Annotated in this window: 18 protein-coding genes, 1 pseudogene and 1 riboswitch; of the genes and pseudogenes, 10 read left to right on the forward strand and 9 right to left on the reverse strand. The window is 36.7% G+C overall.

Features of this window, described 5'->3' with window-relative positions; translation table 11 throughout:
* Positions 1-22 precede the first annotated feature (22 nt).
* Positions 23-194, reverse strand: a riboswitch (cobalamin riboswitch).
* 394 nt (positions 195-588) lie between these two features.
* The 4 genes from H4J70_RS05610 to H4J70_RS05625 are packed head-to-tail and all read right to left on the reverse strand — an operon-like array spanning position 589 to position 4,538.
* Positions 589-1,035: a MarR family winged helix-turn-helix transcriptional regulator gene (locus tag H4J70_RS05610; protein ID WP_070375908.1), complete on the reverse strand. Its 447-nt coding sequence runs from the start codon at positions 1,033-1,035 to the stop codon at positions 589-591.
* Positions 1,036-1,052: 17 nt separating this feature from the next.
* Positions 1,053-2,462 (reverse strand): sigma 54-interacting transcriptional regulator, encoded by a 1,410-nt coding sequence (locus H4J70_RS05615; protein ID WP_310733712.1) that lies wholly within the window; start codon positions 2,460-2,462, stop codon positions 1,053-1,055.
* A 1-nt stretch (position 2,463) separates the two neighbouring features.
* Positions 2,464-3,051 carry a hypothetical protein gene (locus tag H4J70_RS05620; protein ID WP_182242567.1) on the reverse strand — a complete coding sequence of 196 codons (588 nt, stop codon included), beginning with the start codon at positions 3,049-3,051 and terminating at the stop codon, positions 2,464-2,466.
* Positions 3,051-4,538 (reverse strand): cell wall metabolism sensor histidine kinase WalK, encoded by a 1,488-nt coding sequence (locus H4J70_RS05625; protein WP_182250757.1) that lies wholly within the window; start codon positions 4,536-4,538, stop codon positions 3,051-3,053. Before H4J70_RS05625 ends, H4J70_RS05620 begins: the two co-directional genes overlap by 1 nt.
* Positions 4,539-4,904: 366 nt before the next feature.
* On the opposite strand from H4J70_RS05625, the gene H4J70_RS05630 reads away from it, so the two are divergent.
* The 3 genes from H4J70_RS05630 (at position 4,905) to H4J70_RS05640 (ending at position 6,606) form a co-directional block, all read left to right on the forward strand.
* Complete coding sequence (locus H4J70_RS05630) at positions 4,905-5,261, forward strand: hypothetical protein (protein ID WP_182250758.1); 357 nt, start codon at positions 4,905-4,907, stop codon at positions 5,259-5,261.
* A 107-nt stretch (positions 5,262-5,368) separates the two neighbouring features.
* The gene (locus H4J70_RS05635) at positions 5,369-5,740 is read left to right on the forward strand and encodes a hypothetical protein (RefSeq protein ID WP_182250759.1); all 372 of its coding nucleotides are present in this window, start codon (positions 5,369-5,371) and stop codon (positions 5,738-5,740) included.
* 89 nt (positions 5,741-5,829) lie between these two features.
* Entirely contained in the window at positions 5,830-6,606 is a 777-nt protein-coding gene (locus H4J70_RS05640; RefSeq protein WP_182250760.1) for a pseudouridine synthase, read from the forward strand.
* Positions 6,607-6,616: 10 nt separating this feature from the next.
* Here the strand turns inward: H4J70_RS05640 and H4J70_RS05645 are convergent, their stop codons facing one another.
* Complete coding sequence (locus H4J70_RS05645) at positions 6,617-7,474, reverse strand: PA4780 family RIO1-like protein kinase (protein ID WP_070375913.1); 858 nt, start codon at positions 7,472-7,474, stop codon at positions 6,617-6,619.
* A 24-nt stretch (positions 7,475-7,498) separates the two neighbouring features.
* Positions 7,499-7,825, reverse strand: coding sequence for a DUF6172 family protein (locus tag H4J70_RS05650; protein ID WP_070375914.1), 327 nt, complete (start codon positions 7,823-7,825; stop codon positions 7,499-7,501).
* Between the two features lie 152 nt (positions 7,826-7,977).
* Between H4J70_RS05650 and H4J70_RS05655 the strand changes: the two genes are divergently transcribed.
* On the forward strand, positions 7,978-9,186 hold the full coding sequence (locus H4J70_RS05655) for a lytic murein transglycosylase (RefSeq protein WP_182250761.1): 1,209 nt from the start codon (positions 7,978-7,980) through the stop codon (positions 9,184-9,186).
* A 732-nt stretch (positions 9,187-9,918) separates the two neighbouring features.
* Positions 9,919-12,132, forward strand: a complete 2,214-nt coding sequence (locus H4J70_RS05660) for a TonB-dependent hemoglobin/transferrin/lactoferrin family receptor (RefSeq protein ID WP_182250762.1) — start codon at positions 9,919-9,921, stop codon at positions 12,130-12,132.
* A gap of 511 nt (positions 12,133-12,643) precedes the next feature.
* Here the strand turns inward: H4J70_RS05660 and H4J70_RS05665 are convergent.
* A complete protein-coding gene (locus H4J70_RS05665; protein ID WP_182250763.1) occupies positions 12,644-13,210 on the reverse strand; it encodes a bacteriohemerythrin in 567 nt (188 codons plus the stop codon).
* A gap of 427 nt (positions 13,211-13,637) precedes the next feature.
* Here H4J70_RS05665 and H4J70_RS05670 point away from each other — a divergent pair, with 427 nt between their 5' ends.
* The 3 genes and pseudogenes from H4J70_RS05670 to H4J70_RS20610 all read left to right on the forward strand — a co-directional run bounded on the left by H4J70_RS05670 (position 13,638) and on the right by H4J70_RS20610 (position 17,150).
* Complete coding sequence (locus tag H4J70_RS05670) at positions 13,638-15,266, forward strand: cytochrome D1 domain-containing protein (RefSeq protein WP_182216678.1); 1,629 nt, start codon at positions 13,638-13,640, stop codon at positions 15,264-15,266.
* A gap of 87 nt (positions 15,267-15,353) precedes the next feature.
* A pseudogene (locus tag H4J70_RS20605) lies at positions 15,354-15,905 on the forward strand (NapC/NirT family cytochrome c); the annotation flags it as partial.
* Between the two features lie 3 nt (positions 15,906-15,908).
* Positions 15,909-17,150 (forward strand): ethylbenzene dehydrogenase-related protein, encoded by a 1,242-nt coding sequence (locus H4J70_RS20610; RefSeq protein ID WP_404842487.1) that lies wholly within the window; start codon positions 15,909-15,911, stop codon positions 17,148-17,150.
* Positions 17,151-17,335: 185 nt separating this feature from the next.
* On the opposite strand, the gene H4J70_RS05680 is transcribed toward H4J70_RS20610, so the two are convergent.
* Complete coding sequence (locus tag H4J70_RS05680; protein ID WP_182250765.1) at positions 17,336-17,560, reverse strand: hypothetical protein; 225 nt, start codon at positions 17,558-17,560, stop codon at positions 17,336-17,338.
* 373 nt (positions 17,561-17,933) lie between these two features.
* Positions 17,934-18,608, reverse strand: a complete 675-nt coding sequence (locus H4J70_RS05685; RefSeq protein WP_182216440.1) for an alpha/beta hydrolase — start codon at positions 18,606-18,608, stop codon at positions 17,934-17,936.
* Between the two features lie 328 nt (positions 18,609-18,936).
* Here H4J70_RS05685 and H4J70_RS05690 point away from each other — a divergent pair, with 328 nt between their 5' ends.
* Positions 18,937-20,193 carry an efflux RND transporter periplasmic adaptor subunit gene (locus H4J70_RS05690; protein ID WP_182216442.1) on the forward strand — a complete coding sequence of 419 codons (1,257 nt, stop codon included), beginning with the start codon at positions 18,937-18,939 and terminating at the stop codon, positions 20,191-20,193.
* A 51-nt stretch (positions 20,194-20,244) separates the two neighbouring features.
* The gene (locus H4J70_RS05695; RefSeq protein ID WP_182216444.1) at positions 20,245-20,979 is read left to right on the forward strand and encodes an ABC transporter ATP-binding protein; all 735 of its coding nucleotides are present in this window, start codon (positions 20,245-20,247) and stop codon (positions 20,977-20,979) included.
* Positions 20,980-20,985: the final 6 nt, after the last annotated feature.

The raw sequence follows: 20,985 nt of genomic DNA on the forward strand, positions 1-20,985 counted from the left end.
CGTAGCGCCCACCGCACTGCAAGTCATTCGATATCATTTAGGCCGGTCTCCGGGCTTAACTTTACATAGCGTAAAGTATTACCGTTGCGGGGGCAGCGCTAGAATTATGCATAGCATGTACTAACTTCCCGATTATCTCTAATTTATACCTTGTTAAAGTATAAATATTGAGCACCTAATCAATTATGGTCGTTATTTTGAGACTATTAATATAGCTTGTCAACAGTTAGAGTATTAAATCTATAGTTCATGGCTAGTTAGCTTTAATCGTTCGACGGGTTTAACGCAACGTCATTTACTCTATATTTTGACCCAGCCCTTTGAGTTCAGAGGTAAAATATGTCGTATTATCAGAAAAATTTTGTTGCCAGACTATTTTATCTGATGGTATTAACGATGATCTGGTGAGGCATTTTTGACGTTACTGACACTTTAGTGACGGCAATTTCTTCTTTTTAATTAATAATGAGTCGTTCAATAACAGCCGATAAAACCTAAGCTCTACGGTAGGTATTTATTGTCTGCCAATTTCACCTAGGCTGTTTAATGGTGAGTTTGGCTAGTCATTATCAGCGACAATTGTCATTGTTATTGATTCGCTATATCCACTGATTTTAAAGTTAATTTTTCAATAATATTAGCTAGCTGATTTTTTTCTTCAGCACTTAATACCGATAATAGTTCTTGCTCACGAGCTAGCACCATAGGTATTAACTGTTGATATATCGCCAAACCTTGCGTGGTTAGTTTTAATAGCGAAGAGCGTTTATCGGATTTATCTGTGTTTTTAACCAATAATCCCTGAGCTTGCATCCTTGTTATTGCCCGGCTCGCCGGCATTTTTTCTAAGTTAGTTTGTTCACCTATCTGCTTTGCGGATAATAACTCTCCGTTACCTAAGCTGGCTAGCACTCGCCATTCTTGACGAGAAAGCTCAAATCTTCCTGTGTAAATGTCAGCAATATTATCACTCACTTTTACTTGTAGTTGCGTCAGCTGATAAGGAAAAAAGTTGGTTAAGTGTAAGCTTTTCATCGTTTAGTTATGCTCGGCTATGCTTGTGAAGTAATGTTGTTATCTACTCTAAATGATTCGGCATTTAAGTGATGTTTTTTCAATAATTTATAGAATTCTGTTCGGTTTCGCTGCGCTATTTTTGCGGCTTGTGAAACATTACCTTCGGTGGTTTTTAGTAATTTTGCTAAGTAGTCACGCTCGAATTGCTCTCTCGCTTCTTGAAAAGAAGGCAGCTGTGCACTTTCATTACGTAAAGCATTATTAATTAAACTCTCACTAATTAACGGCTCGGTAGATAAAGCGACGCATTGCTCAACAACATTTTGTAATTGTCTAATATTACCGGGCCATTCAGCCCTAATTAAAATCTCCATCGCGGCTTGGCTAAAGCCGTTTATTTTATGACTGGTACTTTTAATCGCGACTGTTAAAAAGTGCTGGGCAAGCAAAGGAATATCTTCACGTCGTTCAGACAGGGCTGGTAAAGTGAGTTCCACAACATTTAAGCGGTAGTAAAGATCTTCACGAAAGCTTTTATCTATGATCGCTTGTTGTAAATTTTTATGGGTAGCGGCAATAATACGGACATCGACTTTTACTGACTGGGCACTGCCGACTGGGCGCACTTCTTTTTCTTGTAAGGCGCGTAATAATTTAACTTGAAAGCTCATCGGCATGTCGCCGACTTCATCAAGAAATAACGTACCACCATGGGTTGATTGGAAAAGCCCTTGATGATTTTTATCTGCGCCAGTAAAAGCACCTTTACAGTGTCCAAATAACTCCGACTCGAGTAATTGTTCAGGTATTGCCGCACAATTAATTGCCGTAAATTTTTTATCATGACGCTTACTTGCTAAATGCACGGCTTTTGCCAGGAGTTCTTTACCTGTACCACTGGGACTATGGATCAATAAACTAAAGTCACTTTGGGCAACTTGATAAGTTTGCTGTAACAACGAAGACATAACGGCACTTCGGCTAATTATTTTCTTGCGCCAAATATCGGCTTTTTTGTCGGTATTATGAGCGCTACTTTGTGGTTGTAAGCGAATGGCTTCTTGCACAGTAGAGAGTAATTCTTGGCTTTCAAAAGGTTTGGTTAAAAAACTAAATACGCCTTGCTTAGTCGCACTAATAGCATCGGGTATCGTGCCGTGTGCGGTCATAATTATGACGGGTAAATTAGGCTGTTGCTGACGGATTTTTTCAAATAATGCCATACCGTCCATACCTTCCATACGTAAATCGCTGATCACTAATTGCGGATGAAATGTTTCTAAAATACCTAAAGCCATTTTAGCACTGTTTGCTGACTCTATTTGATAACCCGCAGCAGATAAGCGGATACCAAGTAATCTTAATAAACTGGGATCGTCATCAACAAGTAGTATTTTTTCACTTTTTTGCTGATCGAATTTTTTGCTGTTTGTTGAAACCATCATTTTACTGCCCATGCTCATTAATATTATGTTCTATTTTTCTCAGCTGATTTATTTGCTGCTTTAACACTTCTAATTGTTGTTGTTGATATTGATAGGCTTGCTTAATGAGCTGTCGCGCCTTTTTTTCTTGCGATAGTTCATTCAGTTGTAATATCTGCTGATTGAGTTGTGTTTTTAACATACTAAAAAAGGCAAAGTCGCTTTGGCTTAGATTGTTTTTACTCAGGGTAATAAGCGACAGCTGATTTAATTTACTTTTTGCGGTGAACGGATTGTGAACCGGTGAATGAGGTAGAGCAAAAAATAGTGCTGATTTTAATTGCCATTCAATAGTTTCAGCACTGTTATTTTTATCTTGTTTGATTAACATGCTCTTGGCTAACGAGACTAATTGATGTTGGTGTATTTTATCGGCAATTTGTGCTTGGTTTAACTCGACTAAAGACAAATAATATTCTGTATAATCAAGGGGGCCACTGTTAATGTGATGGCTTTTATTGTCGCTGTTTAGTAACTGACAACCCGTTAACACGGGCAGTAATAACAGTAAAAAACTAACAGTGAGTATTCTATAAAATAAATATAACATTACACTGATACTCCACTCATTTTTTTTGTTAGAAAAGCATTAGGCAAGGTTATTGTCATGGCAGTGCCACTATTTTTACCTGTGTTACTGGTTATATTAATGGTGCCATTTAAGCGCATCAGTAACTCCTTTACTATGGTTAAACCTAAACCACTACCTTTTATTTTGGCATTCTTTGCCGGTGTTCCTTGATAAAAAGCATCAAATATTTTTTCTTTTTGGCTACTGGCTATTCCGCGACCTTGGTCAATAACGGTTATCGACAACAGACTATTATCAAGTGAACAGTTAATGTTAATAACATTATTGTCGTGCGAGTACTTTATCGCATTGGATAAGAGGTTATCTAAAATAACACTTAATTGTTTGGCATTGACCTTGAGTTGTATTGCGTGGTTTTTATAGTCAATGGTTAAGTTTTTCTGTTTAATATCTAAAGTTCTTTGCTGTAATACCTGAGTAACTAACAATGATAAATCAACAATTTCAGTATCTTGTAAACTGGTCGAGTCGAGCACAATATTAAAGTCAAGTAAGTCTTCAATTAAACGTTGCAAGCGGGTAACACTGCTACGGATAATGTTAGATATTTCTTGCTGCTCGGGGTTTAACTCACCAACACTGTTATCGTACAGTAATTCTGTTCCCTCTCTAATGGCGGCAAGTGGCGTTTTTAGTTCATGGGAAATATGACGAATAAAACTAGATTTTTGTAACTCCAGAGCATGCAAGCGCTTGCGCATCACTTCCAAGGCGTCAGCAATTTCTGTCATCTCAGGTGAGCCATGTAAAGTGACCTTTTTTTCAAAGTCTCCTAATGCTAAATGATGTATTTTACTGAGTAATTGCTTGAGCGGTTTAGTGATTAAATAGATAAAAATTGCGGCGATAAGCAAAGTAAAGGGAATGATAAGTAAGCTTTTTAGCATATCGTGTCTAACACCGTTGGCTGAATCTTTAACCTGTTCTACTTGTAAAACAAGTAAATTATTACTTTCTTCGGCTATTATTTTTCGTATCGAAACTAGTTGGGTAAATTGCTCTTGTAACAATGTTAATGACGATTCTTCTAGAGGGTGCCGCGTTAAGTAGCTATGCAGGTACTCAATCGCTTGAGAAAACTCTGTGCTGAGCAAGCGTAAGCTTGGGTTGCTTTTAAAGAGGTTATTACTCGCCATTGCTTTTAAGATAACTTGTTCGTCTTTTAAATAAACACTCAATAAATCTTGATCTTTTAGAATGATAAATTGCCCAGCACTGCGTTCCATTTTAGCTAAGGTAAAGTTAATTTCACGGTTTGTTTTAACGAGTTCAGCAACATTAAAGATAGCCGATGTACTTTGTTGAGAAAGCTCAGTGACTTGATTTGCGCTATAAATTAACGCTATGACTAGCGGAAACGCAACAAAAGTAAAACCTAAAATGCTTAGTTTTCTAATCGAATACAAATTTATTGCAAAAAGTTCGGACAAGCTAAATTTTTTCATAGATATCACAAGTATTAATCAGGAGTGTATTTTAGTTTTATTAAGATAAAAAACAAGCGTGTCGCTTATTTGAGACAGTACTTTAGATGATACTAGAATGTTTTTTGTTATGACTTTTATAAGTTAGTCACTGTTTTACATCGGTTATTTTCTGAATTATTAACGATTTTGTTTTTTTACTTTTTTTTCGGGCTGTTTTATCTGTTGCTTAATGGCGACACTTTAGGCGGCTTAGTTATTTTGGTTTTGTCATTAATTGAATTAAATCAATACCTTATGTTTTTGGTTCGATTCCTGCAATGTCGTTAATGATATTATTACAATCATTAAAATAACCCGATGAACTCTATAAATAAAGGAATTAAAATGAATTCTATTAGCTTAACAAAAGTGACTCTACTTGTTGGTACTTGTGCCTTAGCTTCGTATTTTGTCAACGCAGGAGATAAAGTTGCAAGCCTAGATATTCCTATTGCTGAACAAGCAGCAATTAAACCTGTGGCAACTAAAATGTTGTCGGTAGACAATGTAGCAAAAAGTACACCGGCCATACTGACTCAGTTTGATGAAGATAAAAATGGTTTGCTTAATGAAGCAGAAGTTATTGCGAGCAAAGATGAAAAATTAGTTAAGCATTTTAAAGACATCGATAAAAATGCTGACGCTGAAATCAGTGCTAGCGAGCTAAAAACCTACCTTGCGGCTGTAAAAATTAACAATTAATGGTTGAAAAATAAGCCATATCTCTCTAGAATTATAGTCCCTAATTTCCAACTGTAGATAATAAACAGTTGGAATTTTTATTAGTTAATACGCAGTCGAAAACTATTATGAGCAATAAACCCACTGACGGTGTCCCTATAGAATCAATGCCTCGATTTGTACAAGTTGATGATTGGATTTTTGAAATAAAAACCGTACGAGCTATACGTGTTGATGAATATGGTAAACCCTACACGGCGATCGCCAATTTAACAGTAAATGGAGATAACGCTTACATAGACGGTTTGTTAACACGAGAGAATGAAAAATTTAATCGAAAAGATTACACAGCTTTCCATAAATTTTGTCAGCAAATGCAAGTTAAACAAGCTCATTTCGATCGCTTTAAAAATAACAAACTCATTGCTGAACGTGTTGATGTTAAACCGATTAAAGTTGAAGCGGTTAAGCAGGCAACAATACTTAAACTGGTTCGTTAATCTTATCTGCAGGTTTGCGCTATTTTTCGAATCAAAAGCGGCTAAACTATCAATAACTCTTAATCCCCAGATAAAATGAATACCTATTTATGTCATTAAGTACTGCTCGTCTCGACCGTTTCATTAGTGAACATTGCAACGTTAGTCGCAGAGCTGTGCGTTTAATGTTAGCGAAAAAGCGTATAGCGGTAGATACTATTATTGCAGATGATATTGGCCAACGAATTGATAAGTTCTCAAAAATCACTCTAGATGGACACATTTTACAAGATAATCGTGCGCTCTATATAATGCTCAATAAACCTATTGGTGTAGTCAGTGCAACGATAGATAAACAACACAAAACGGTCATAGACCTACTTGTCGAGCAAAACTTATTTAGCGACAGTGGTAACGAAGAAAAAGACAACTTACATATTGTTGGTCGACTCGATTTAAATACTTCCGGGTTACTGTTACTGACCAACGACAGTCGTTGGTCTGAACGACTTATGTCCCCAGAGCATAAAGTAGAAAAGTGCTATCAAGTCACTTTACAAAACCCGTTAACAGATGACTATCAGTCAGCTTTTGCACAAGGGATGTATTTTGAATTTGAAAATATCACCACTAAGCCAGCAAAATTAACAATTATGAGCAATTTTGTTGGCCAACAAGCTAATCAATATATTGCTGAAGTTAAATTAATAGAAGGGCGTTATCACCAAATTAAGCGGATGTTTGGTCGGTTTCGTAATCCCGTTATAGGCTTGCATCGACAAGCCATCGGAAACTTATTCTTGGACGAAAATCTACCTGTAGGTCAAAGTCGATTTCTAACGGATGATGAAGTACTTGGTATTTTTACAACGACTGTTACTAACTGATAAGAATAGATTAATCTAACTCATCAGCATCACTAATACGCTCTAATCGTTCCTGTTCTTCAGCAAATGCTGCTTTTATTTCTTCTAATATTGTATCAACATCAGCCGATTTTGTGTCTTCTTTAAATAGGCCCGTTAACTCTGTTTCTGGTGATAATTCTGCTTTCTCATATAAGGCCCACATTTCTTGAGCATATTTACTTTTTGCTAATTCTGGGGCAAATTGAGCATAATAATCAGTAATATTTTCAACATCGCGCAGTAACATGCTTTTGGCATTATTGTTGGCTGAGGCATCTACAGCCTGTGGTAAGTCAATAATAACAGGACCGTATTCGTCAACTAGGACATTAAATTCTGATAAATCACCATGAATGATACCCTCGCAAAGCATGATCTTTACATAATTCATCATGATAAGGTGATCTTCAATGGCGTGTTCACGTGGCAATATTATGTCATTTAAGCGCGGTGCAACGTCGCCTTCACCGTCGGTGATCAGTTCCATTAACAGCACACTTTCAAAACAACCAAATGGCTGAGGCACTCGTACACCAGCAGCAGCTAACGTATAAAGGGCTTCAACTTCGGCATTCTGCCAAGCATCTTCTTGTTGTTTCCTGCCATACTTTGAGCCTTTTTCCATCGCGCGTGCGCGACGGCTATTACGGCTTTTTCGACCTTCTTGGTATTGAGCGGCTTTTTTGAAACTGCGTTTATTGGCTTCTTTATATACTTTGGCACAGCGAATATCATCGCCACAACGTACCATATATACAGTTGCTTCTTTGCCACTCATTAATTGACTGATTACTTCGTCAACCAGTCCATCGTCAACCAGGGGTTGTAGTCTTTTAGGTATTTTCATTATTTAATTAAATCGGCTTTGAAGTTATTCTTCGTCAAGTTCGTCGAAGTCTTCGTCTTCACCAAGCGGTTTTACTGAACGGAAACCTTCTTTTACGACGATCTCTACATAGAATGAAGTTAAGCCAAGCTTTTCAGCTTCGTCGATATGTTTATTAAGTGCAGATAAGTGTACAACTTCTGCGTCTGCTTCGGTGATACCATATTTAGAGTCAAAATCCCAAAAATCAACGCCAGCAGGCAGCTTTTTGTTTCTTTCTCTTTTTATGTATTTTTTCACATCATGTTTTACACCTTCAAATAAGCGAGCAACTTTAATTTTTGGGTGAGTGATGTTGAATGTTTTTTTCATGACGTTCCTAAATGATATTGTTAAGAGAATTTGTTACATATGATCTGCATTTTACGTTAATTTTTCCTTGGGTGCGACAGTTAGTATTTGCTAAAGTGAACTTGGTTATATTTTTCGATGTTTTATTCAATTTTTTATAAGGTTTTTCTGTTATGTCATCCGTTATTAAACGTTTCTCCCAGTTAGTTTTTGTTTCATTAACAACATTGCCCTTAGTAGTGAATGCTTCGGGTAATAACAATTTTACTCAATGTATCAATAATTTGCAGGTCAAGGCCGAATCTGCTGGTTATTCAGGCTATATTGTTAATGATATTATTCCAGCGCTTGCGCCGATAAAACGCGTGATTGAGCTCGATCAACGCCAACCTGAATTTAGTCAAAGCTTTGCTGATTATTTAAAATTACGCTTAACTAATTATCACATCCAAACCGGTAGAAAGAAATTAGCTGAGCATAAAGAGCTGTTTGACAAATTGTCTAAAAAATACGGCATTCCTGCACAGTACTTAGTGTCTTTTTGGGGCTTAGAAACTAACTTTGGTAGAAACAAAGGGAAAATGTCGGTGTTAAACTCTTTAGCCACATTGGCCTGTGATGAGCGACGTAGTGAATACTTTACCGCTGAATTATTTGATCTGTTTCATTTGATCGATAATAAAACGGTCACCACCAAGCAACTCGCTGGTTCTTGGGCCGGAGCCATGGGGCATATGCAGTTTATGCCTTCAGCATTGAGAAAGTATGCATTAGACGGCGATGATGACGGTAAAGTAGATGTTTGGCAAAGTGAAGCCGATGCGTTAACGAGTGCGGCTAATTACTTAAATAGCATTGGCTGGATAGAAAAAGAGCGTTGGGGTCGTCAAGTACAGCTGCCAAAAAACTTTGCTTTTCAACAAGTCGAGTTTGATCAGTTCTATCCCTTAGCAACCTTTAAAGCTTTAGGCGTAACACGTGCTAATGGTACTGCTTTATCTGATTATAAAATTGATGCTGAGTTAGTCTTACCTGCTGGCGCTGGTGGACCTGCATTTTTAGTCTACCCTAATTTTAATGTTATTATGAAGTGGAATTTGTCTGAGAATTATGCGCTTTCTGTTGGCTTGTTAGCTAACCGTATTCAAGGGGCTAGCGGCTTAAAAGTCAGTGCTCAAGATAAGGACGTATTATACAAGCCTGCTGAACTACAAGCGCTTCAGGAAAAGCTTAATACGTTAGGTTTTGACGTTGGAAAACCTGATGGTATTTGGGGACCAAAAAGTCGTAAAGCTATTCGTTTATATCAATTACAACATAATTTAATCGCCGACGGTTTCCCCAATAGTGCGGTATTAATAAAAGCAGGTATTCAAGGATAACTCTATTTATCTCTTAGTTAAGATATTTATGCTTATGCAATTGAGTGACTACATACTCATTAAGTCTTATTAAGACGCTTATATACGCCAATTGAAAAGATGGCGCCGAAGAAAAGGGAAGTTCAAGTAGGTTGATATTACTGAGTCTGTCTATGCTCAGTAATGTCTTTTGCGTTACCCTAATGTTTAATCTTCAGCTAAGTGCCTACTCAAAATTAAGTGCGTTAATACTAGTTTTACATCGGCACGATTTTTAATATTTGTGACGTTTTATGCAAAACACTCGGCCAGTTTTGCGGTAATCTTTCGCCCAGTCACATGCTAAGTCATAACATCCCTTTTATCGCTATATCAATAAAAAACTCCAGTATATTGTCGTTTGATAGCGTTTTCCTGTAATGACCATCATTCAAAGAACAAAGAGATGAATTGCATTTTATGTTAAATAAATAAGCTATAAACATCCTTCTTTATCTCAAAACATGATGTAGATCTAATTTTTAACAAATAGCCTTTCCAGCCAACCATTGTGTATGTATGTATTGTTTAAGATCATCATTTTTCTTTTTCGTTAATTTATAATCGCCACATTACTCATATGAAGTGCTGGAATTTTCAAAATAATGTACTTGGCAGTTGAATTATTTTATTTGTATTGGGATAAAATACAAAAATTTTGCTGATGAATTATTAAAGCACTTTTACTACTTTATGGTCATACAGGAAGTTAACATGTATAAAAAGTCATTAATTAATATAGCGTTAACAGCTATTTTATTACCGTCACATTTTGCTATAGCAAACAACAACGATGTTATTCATCAAGGCATTGATGAAAAAACTGAAGTTCTCGTTATTATTGGGAAAACACCACGAAAAATTCAAGACGTTGTCGGTGCTGTTTCAGTCATTAATAGCGAGACAATCGATAAACAATTAGTGCACGATATCGCTGATCTTGTTCGTTATCAAGCGGGTATCAATGTTATTAATTCTGGCAGTCGCTTCGGTGATTCAAATATTGCGATTCGTGGCATTTCCGGTAATCGTATTGCAACAGAAATAGATGGAGTACCGGTTGCAGAACAATTTAATGTCGGTAGCTATTCAAACTCAGGCAGAAACATGATCGACCCTGATTTGATAAAACAAGTTGAAATTCTACGAGGGCCTGCGTCAAGTATATATGGCAGCGATGCGATAGGTGGGGTGATTTCTTATGTGACTAAAAAACCATCTGATTTACTCAGCCAAACAGACAAAGATGTCTATTTGGGGTTAAAAACAGGTTATTACTCAATTGATGACAGTAAGGCTATTTCTTTAAATACAGCTTTTGCTTATGGTAAGTCTAGTGCGCTATTTTCAGGGTCTTTGCGCAAAGGCCATGAGTTTGATCACAACACATCAACAGATTTAGCTAAAGATATTCAAGATAACGAAACTCAGTCTTTTCTTGCTAAGTACTATTATGAGATATCAGACAACCAAGAAATCAGTTTTAGTTATGATTACTTTTCACGTGATAGCCAAAGTGATATGCGTGCAATTTTGGGGTTAGGGCGTTTTGAGTCAACTCATTTATTACTAGGTGATGATGAAACTGTTCGCGAAAATTTTTTAGTAACTTATGATTTTGTTTTAGAAAATGATTGGTTAGAAGGTGGTTATATTCGACTTTATGATCAAAATACTGAAACACAACAACTCACTGATGAAAGCAGGGTATCTAGGGGTAAAGAGTACCTTTATGACAGAGACTTTTTTTATGAACAAGAAGTGCAAGGATTAAGGTTTAATTTTTATACTAATATTGATACTCGTGGTACCACTCAGCATATTGGTTATGGCTTAGAGTTAAGTAAGAGTAAAACTAAAGAAATGCGAAACGGTGTACAAACTAATATAGCCACAGGTGTGTCAACAAATAACATTTTATCTGAGGTATTTCCTGTAAGAGACTTTCCTATTTCAGAGGTTAAAGAGTTAGGTATTTATATTAATGATGAAATTGCCATAGAGGGTACTAATTTCACCATTATTCCGGCGATTCGTTATGATCGTTATAAATTAACACCTAAACCTGATGTTATGTATTTAGAAGATAATCCTGCTACTGAAATTGTTTATATCAGTGAAGATAGTTTTTCACCTAAATTGAGTGTTGTTTATCAAATAAATAATAACAGCAAAGTCTATCTTCAATACGTTAAAGGTTTTCGAGCTCCCCCTTTTGAAGACGCTAATATTGGTTTAGACATTCCAATGTTTAAAATGCGAGCCATTCCAAACGCCGATTTAAAATCTGAAAAAACTCATGGCTATGAAATAGGTTATAGCGTTGATATTGAACAACATACATTTAACTTGGTTGGCTTTTTAAATGATTATAAAGACTTTATTCAAACAAAAGTTAACTTAGGGTTTGATCCAGCGGTGCAACGATTAATATTTCAATCTCAAAATATTGATAATGCAGAAATCTATGGCGTTGAACTTAGCTACAAAGGTAAATTTGATAATGTTTTTAATAGCAATAATAGTATAACTGCCTATGGTAATTTATTTTGGAGCGATGGTGAAAATAAAGATACAGAGCAACCATTAAATGAAATACAACCCAATCATGCTCTACTTGGTGTGCAGTGGTTAAGTGCTGATGAAAATGCATCTATTGCATTTAATGCCAGCTTAGTTGATGGAAAATCAGATATTGATGATCCCGACAATAAGTTAGCTACAACGTCTGGCTATACAACGTTTGACTTGGTGGTTAATTACAGTCTTAGCGATAAAATAACTTTAGCTGCAGCAATATATAATATAACGGACAAAAAATACGCTCATTGGTCTGACATAAACGGATTTGAAGCGAATGATCCACTATTAGATACCTTAGCTGCGGCGGGCATTAATGGCTCAGTACAAATCAAGTATGCTTGGTAGCTTAAGTTAGAAAAATATTAACACAAGAACTTAAGATGAATAAAAAGCCTATTATGAATAGGCTTTTATGTTCATGATGGCTATTTTTAGACAGCCTATCTTTCAAGGGATGAGTGTATCTTTGTTCGTCAACGATCAGTTTTTTGCTTCTGATAAAAAACTGAATAGCTACATCAAGGTACGAAATAGTGCAGTGGCGTGCCTGCATTATCATTCTCTGCATCGATGTTATCGACACTTCTGTTTATATCGATGCAGTAGGAGAGTCAGGCAGCAGTGTTAAAATAAGGCAACACTCAGGCTATGTGTGTTGAGTTTTATTCGTCAATACATTGAGTGAGAATAATCCTTACCCTGGTGTAAAATCAACAAGGCTTAAATTGAACCTTTATTGCTTTTACTCTGAAACACTATTCTTTAGGTGATAAATAAACGTAATAAAGCGGCCGATCACTAGCAATAATTTCTACAATAATAGAGATTTCTTTTGAGTAATATTTTTGGATACTTCTTACTTTACGCCATGTGCTGTTAAGCACTGGGTATATTCTTTGTCGGTGCCATTGATATGATTAATTAACCATTCTTTTAAGAAACTACTGACTTCAGATAGTGCGTCATGACCTTTTTCATCATACAAGCTAACGAATGATTCAACTTGAGCTATCATCACCTTATGTTGTTTTTTATGGGCTTCAACATCAATAAAATTATGCTCAACAAGTAAATTTTCTTCTCGTTCAAAATGATATTTTGTGTAAGCAATTAAATTACTCAATGCTTGACGTTCAAAATCTTCACTCATCGCATAGTCATAGGCAGTAGTGAACTGATTAAGTAAGTTAATCAGTTTTTTATGATCATTATCTAAACTTTCAATGCCGACGCTATATTCTTCTTGCCACTCCAGCTGATTGCTTTGATTCGTTTTCTTATAAATCAAAGGTACCAGTGCTAGCACAACAATTAATACCCAAGAAACTGGATTGGCCATGCTTGATAAAAAGCCTAAAAAAATAGCAACAATAATCAAACCAATAATGGCGGCATATAGTAAAGACTTAGTGCGGTTATTCATAAATAATACCCCTAAAATTAATGTGGTTAAGTAGTTGGTTTCTGTGGTGATTCTAATACGAAAATAGCTTAAGTCTTCTAAAAACGCCTAATTTATTGACCTTGATCAAGTTGCAAATTCATTGATGACTAAAACTTTTAAAACTTGATCTGAATCAGGTTATTTATTCCTGAAGTAATGAATAGTTACATTTGTTTACTGGACTAACACTTTTTCTTGTAATTGATTTTAAGTTGCTTTCAATAATAAAGCGCGTAGACCAGAACGTTAACAACGACGAATTTGTTTATTGGTGTTTCAGTTTCGACTTTTATTAAAGCGAAATAACCGAAATTCTAATAAAAATAAAAATAAAATTAGAGTAGAACACTGAAAAAATAAGAATTATCCAAAACATTAAGCTCGTAAAAATATCTGGAGAATGACGATGAAAATAATTAAATATGGCTTGTCAGCACTTGGTTTAGCAATAGGAATGGCCGTTACTGGTATTAGTCTGTCTGTATCAGCAACAGAGCCGACTTTGTCTGAGGCTGACTTTGATAAAGCGAAATTACAATACTTTCAACGCTGTGCTGGTTGTCATGGTACTTTGCGTAAAGGCGCAACAGGCAAAAATTTAGAGCCTGAAAATACTTTAAAAAAAGGCCAGCAACGTTTAGAGAAGATTATTTCTTTAGGTACTGAAGGTGGTATGAATAACTTTGACGATTTATTCAGTAAAGAAGAAATAGCTAATTTAGCGACCTTCATTCAGATGGAACCACCTATTCCTCCAGAAATGTCTTTAGCGCAAATGCGCTCTTACACCAAAGAATATGTAGCACCGAAAGATTATCCAACTAAACCAATGCATGGTTTAAATTGGAAAAACTTCTTTGTTGTTATCGAGCGTGACGCAGGTACTGCCGCCATTATTGATGGTGATACTAAGAAAATTATTGCACACCTCGATACGGGTTACGCAGTACATGTCATTAAAGGTACAGAACATCATAAAGTTGACCATGCAAAAGATATTGGACGTTTTTGGTACACCATTGGTCGTGACGGTAAAGTAAATAAAATTGATTTATGGCAAACGCCTGACAAAATGTTAGTTGCTGAAACTAAAATGGCTTATGACGCTCGTGATATCGCAGTTTCTGGCGATGGAAAATACGTAATTGCTGGAGGTTACTGGCCTGCGCATTTCGTTATTATGGATGCAGTAACATTAAACCCACTTAAAGTTGTATCTACTCGTGGTTACAATACTAAAGGTGAATTCATCAATGAAGCACGTGTAGCTGCTATTTACACTTCGCCTTTAACGTCTTCATTTATCGTGGCAGTTAAAGAAACTGGTCAAATGCTACAAGTTGATTATACAGACTTAGATAACTTAACCATTACTAGTATTGCTTCAGCAGAATTTTTGCATGATGGTTTCTTTGATCCCTCTGGTCGTTACTTCCAAATTGCGGCTAATGCTTCAAATAAAATGGTTGTGATTGATACTATTGAACGTAAGTTAGAAGCGATGATTGAAGTTGATGCATTACCGCATCCTGGTCCTGGCGCTAACTGGATTGATAAAGAATGTGGTCCTGTTGGTGGCACAACTCACTTAGGTGTTGGCCTAGTATCAGTATGGGGCAATGATCCTATGGGTCATCCTGATAAAGCTTGGAAACTTTGCTATGAAGTTGAAACAGATGGTGCTGGTGCATTTATCCGTACTCATGAAACTTCACAATATGTTTGGGCTGATCAGTTGAAACATCCTGAGCCAGAAGTTCAACAATCAGTACAAGTATTTGATAAAGATACTCACCAAATCGTTAAAACTATCCGTGTAACAACCGAGCCAGGTAAAGCGGCACTGCATATGGAGTTTAATGATGACGGTACTGAAGTTTGGGTATCTGTTTGGAATCGTAAAGATGCTAGAAACCCTACGGGTGAGATTGTAATTTACGATGCAAAAACGCTTAAAGAGTTACATCGTATCAAGGGTTTAACAACGCCTACTGGTAAGTTTAACGTTCATAATCGTATGAACCACAAAACTTAATTAGTCATTTGACTAATAATGCGAGTGCAACAGCCGTTGTACTCGCACTCTTTGTTTAATTTTTCGCTTTATTCCTACGAGTTAATTATGGTAAATAACACAATAACTAAACCTAGCTTTTGGTCTCGTCGACTCCTGCTGGGTACAACAGTAGCCGGAGCTGTGCTCTTTTTTGTTGTCGGTATTGTTTTTTGGGGTGGCTTTAACACCGCGATGGAAGCAACAAACACCACAGAGTTTTGTATCGGCTGTCACGAAATGGAAGACAATGTTTATCAGGAATATAAACCCACCATACATTTTTCAAATAGAACTGGCGTAAGAGCGGGTTGTCCTGATTGTCACGTACCTAGACCTTGGATCCACAAAGTGGTGCGTAAAATACAAGCCTCTAAAGAAGTATTCTCTTGGTTAACGGGTAAATTAGATACCAAAGAAAAATTTAATGAACATCGTTTTGAACTTGCTCAGAGCGTTTGGAAAGCGATGAAAAATACTGATTCACGAGAATGTCGGAATTGTCATAATTTTGAGTCTATGAATCCAGAATATCAAAAACCTCGGGCTCGCAAGCAGCATTTAAATGCATTTGAAACAGGGCAAACCTGTATTGATTGTCATAAAGGTATTGCTCACCATGGTGTGAGAGATCAATTGTCAGATGAAGCACTTGAAGCTCTTGAAGCACCAAACCCTGAATTTATTCGCGAAGTACCGCAAATGTACCTTGATGGTTTAGCGCGAGTAGAAGCAAAAGAATCCAAAGATGCTGCAGATATCAAGGAAGCAGAGCTTGCTGAGAAAGCGAAGATAGATGAAAAAATTGAACAAGCAGTTCAAGCAGCATTAACCAATGCAGGTACTAATTCAACCGCTAATAAAGCAATAACTGATAATGCTTTAGCGACGAGTTCTAGCAGCACGATTAATGTTGATTGGTCAAAAGCAAAATCCACAGATATTAGCGTTTTTTATCCGGGAACTGCATCGTTAGAATGGATATTAGGCCGTTCACATGGTGGTAAACGTGCTTTTAGTAAAGGTGACCGTTGTATTGAATGTCATGGTAAAGAAATTGCTGATATTGGTGAAAATATTGTTTCAGGTAAAAGTGAGAAGGAACTTGAGCCAAACATAATACCGGGTAAGCGAGGAAGTTTCCCCGTAACAATTGATGCTAGCCATGATGATGAAAGCTTATATTTGAGGTTTAGTTGGGCTGACGGTGATCATGCGCCAGTTCCGTTTGTTGAAGGGGGTAAAATGGATCCTGATAACCCAATGAAGTTAGCCTTTATGTTAGCAACGGACGATGTTGAATATGCTGACCGTGCTGGGTGTTGGGCAACCTGCCATGCTGACGCTAACTCTATGCCTTATGCGCCGATAAAAGAGGAACTCATCGGCTCAGATATCGCTACACGCTTAAATTTAAATTCAGGTGTTACTAAGTACTTGAAAGAGTCGCGTACTGAATTAGAAATAAAAGGCCGTGGTGATAAAGCATTGGGTGGTTGGGATAAATTGAAAGGCCAGAGTGATATTGATGCTGCGGAAGCTGAAAATAAATACATGGATATTGTTCGCTATAAATCTGGCAGCAAAGAAGTTGAAGATGGTCAAATATTAGCTGAACGTAATATGCATGGAGGTCAAGGCGCGGAAGTTGAAGCGTCATTGAAAAATGGTACTTGGTCTGTGGTCATTAAACGTAAGCTTAAATCTGACAAAGTGGGTGATGTCAGTATTGCCGCAGGTGCAGTATATAACTTTGGCTTCGCGATACATGATGATTATTCAAGCGCTCGTTACCATCATGTATCATTTGGCTATAAGTTAGCACTTGATAACGATAACGCAGAAATTAACGCCGTTAAACTTTAACACCGCTATAAACATTATTAGCAATGGGTTATTTACTGAGCTCCAAAGTGCAACTTTGGAGCTTTTTTATATTCAGGATGGCTGTTCATTGACATTCTTGTTACACGGCATTAGGGCATCAGGGCGCTATGGCAATGAGCGATTTTATTATAGCTTTGAATGACAGAACACTGACTTTTTAGCTTTTAGCCGGTATAAAGAACCATTTTATGAAAGCGATTATGGGGGTAAGTTATTTGTTCAAAGGGAGTAACCCAATAATATCCAAAACTGTTTGTTAAAGGTAAGTCGAGTGCCGGTAAAAACTCTACTTTATCAAGCTGATTTCGAATAAGAAACTTAGGGAGCAAAGCTATGCCTAACTCTCCAGTGGCGGCTTTAGCAATGATAGATACTAGCTCAAACAGCATGTCTTGTTTTGTTGGCGTTTAAGCATTAGGTTGTAAAAACCAATCTTGCCAAGCTTAAATACGTGTTGCTAAGTGTAGTAGTAGTAGTAGTAGTAGTAGTCACTTTAAATCATCGATGTTATTTAAATAATGCTTTGTTAAAAATTTGGCTGAAATAACGCGCATAAATTATTCACCCATTAAAAAATCACTTTGAGTTTTGGCCAATCTGGATAGCCACTGTGAATGGTAAAGAGAGTTTTAGATATGAAAGTCAAGGGGTTAATGTCAGGGGTTGGTCGTTCATAACTAACGTGTTATTTCTTATCTGACCTAAATGAATAAAGCCGACAATATGCCGGCTTTATTTTTATTGAGTTAATTTATAGCTTAATTACTTTAATAAGGTATTCACTAACCAAGCTGAAATATCGCTAAGTTGTTCCGGTAATACGCTGTGAGGCATACGATAAGATTGCCATTTTGTATTATATCCAGCATCAATCAATAGTTGATTGGCCATTTTTCCCGAGCTCATTGGTACTACGTCATCTTGCTCACCATGGTTTTGCAAAATAGGAGTTTGCTTATTGGCGAAGTGACAGTTGTCGGGCAATTTATCTGCGGTTGGTAGGTAACATGACAAAGCCATAATGCCCGCTAAGGCTTTTGGGTACCTAAGACCGGTAAATAAGCTAATAACGCCACCTTGGCTAAAACCTGCTAGTACTATTTTATTGGCAGCAATACCAGAATCTATCTGCTGTTGAATAAGCGCGTGAATGGCTTGTTCAGACTCAAGTACGCCAGCCATATCAGCTCGATTATGCAAGTCCATACTTTTTATATCGTACCAAGAACGCATCACATAGCCTTGGTTAATTGTTACCGCTTGCTCAGGAGCATGCGGAAAAATAAAACGAATACCATGATTTTTTGGTAAATTTAATACAGGAACAATCGGTGCAAAGCCATCACCTGAATCGCCAAGTCCATGTAGCCAAATAACACATGATGTGGCTGTTGATTTTGGTTCTACCGTAACGCGCGCTAAGGGTTTTATTGACATCTACTTTACTTATCTTAATAAATTGAAATTTACTCTATGATAACAGCTTGAGTTAATATTAAAAATCTATATAAAAGAGTAAATATACCAAAAATTGAAGACCTATTCACAGTAGGATTTATTTTTTGATGGGGTCGCGTTTTAGCTTGTTCCATAAATGCCACATCTTAATTTTTACTTTGTGTCGTTTTCGACACAGTTTAATGCTAAAGCAATTGATTGAATTTTTTTGTTATTAAATAACAGCTGCTTACGTATTTTTTGAAGTTGGCATGTCCCTTGTATTACCTTACTTAATTATTACTTAATAAAATGAAATCATCAGCGTATGGATATCCAACGAGAAAAAAAAATAATACCTTTGTGGCGTAAGTACTGGTATGTACCCGTTGTACTGATGTTAGCTTTTGCAACGTATAAATTAAAAAGTGTGATGGGCGATGCTTCTTTTATTGTTAAACAAAATGAATTAGTGACCGCTGTTGTTGAACAAGGTCGTTTTCAAGTGAATGTTCGCGCAACAGGGGTTTTAAAACCAGTCTATATTCGTTGGGTTTCAGCACAAGTTTCTGGTCGTGTTGAACAAGCCTTTGTAAAAGCAGGCGCTCATGTCATTAAAGGGCAGATGCTGATGCAACTTTCTAACCCTGAATTACACCGTGAATTAGAAAAAGCCCGTTGGGAATACGAAGCAAAAAAAGCAGAAAATTATGCTGCTTATATTGCGCTTGAATCTCAATTGCTTGATTTAGAAAATTCAGTCGTTGAAGCTGACTATAGTTACCAAATCAGCAAGTTAAAACTTGATGCTGAAACACAATTAATCGCGCAAAAAAATGCCACCGTATCAGCGCTTGATTATCAGCATAGCCAACTGGCCGTTAAGCAACAAAATCAATACTGGCTATCACAAATGCAAAAAGTTGAAAAAATGAAAGCGAGTTTACTTGCCTCTAAAACTGCTCAACAAGCACGATTGGGCTTAGTTGAAAATAACTATCAGCGTATTAGAGATCAAGTCGATGCTTTAGCCGTAAAAGCGACAACTAATGGGGTGGTTCAGCAGGTTTCTCTTGCGTTAGGAGAGCAAGTTCAAGTTGGTGGTAGTGTCGCTTTGATTGCGGATCAACGTTCGTTGTTTGCTGAGCTTCAAGTACAAGAAAATAAAGTGAGTGATATTGCATTAGGTCAAGCCGTTGTTGTTGATACGAGAAGTAATAAAATTTTTGGTAAAGTTATTCGTATTGACCCGGCAGTAAATACTGGCATGGTTCAAATTGATGTGCAGCTAAATAGTGAATTACCTAATGATGCCCGACCTGATTTAACGGTAGATGGTTTAATTGAGGTAAGTGATATTGCGGATACACTTTATGTCCAACGTCCGGTATTTGCCCCTCGTTATAGTGATGCAGGTTTATATAAATTGATTAATGATAAAAAATTTGCTCAAAAACAAAAGGTGAAGTTAGGGCAGAGTTCAGTCAACCAAATTCAAATACTTTCTGGTTTAGACGTTGGAGATGAAATTATTATTTCCGATACAACGAGTTGGCAAGAGCATCAAGAAGTGATGATTAACTAATAATAATTATTTATGAAGATAAGAGTAACAGACAAATTAAAGGAAATAAAAATGAGCACATTAATCGAATTGAAAGAAATCAGTAAAAGGTTTTTGACTGAAGAAATCGAAACACGCGCTATTGATACTGTTAATTTAACGATTAAAAAGGGTGAGTATATTTCATTAAGTGGACAGTCTGGCTGTGGTAAATCTACATTATTATCACTTTTAGGTTTACTTGATTCTCCAACCCATGGCACTTATGAACTAGATGGTGTTGATGTTTCATCATTATCAAGAGATCAACGAGCAAAAATTCGCAGTGAACAAATTGGTTTTGTCTTTCAGTCATTTAACTTAATTTCCGATTTGACGGTTTTTGAAAATGTGATGCTACCGTTAACGTATCAAAAAGGTTTATCAAAAAGTGAAATAGAGGGCAAAGTACAGCAGGTATTAGAAAAAGTTGAAATGTCTCACCGAAAAGATCATTTCCCATCACAGCTTTCTGGTGGTCAACAACAGCGAGTCGCTGTAGCTCGTGCTTTAGTTAACGACCCCGCAATTATTCTTGCTGATGAACCAACCGGTAATTTAGATTCAAGAAATGCTGAAGCTGTATTAGCCTTGCTTGATAAACTTCACCAAGAAGGAGCGACAATATGTATGGTGACACACGATCCTTCTTCTGCAAAAAGAGCAGACCGCTGTTTAGAGATGTTTGATGGCCGTTTAATTGCCGATAATATCAACATAAAAAACAATGCAGATTCAATGCCTGCACCTACATTAGTGGTAGGTTAGGAGGAT

Origin of the sequence: Colwellia sp. BRX8-9 (assembly GCF_014077245.1) — a bacterium.
Classification (GTDB): Bacteria; Pseudomonadota; Gammaproteobacteria; order Enterobacterales; family Alteromonadaceae; genus Colwellia_A.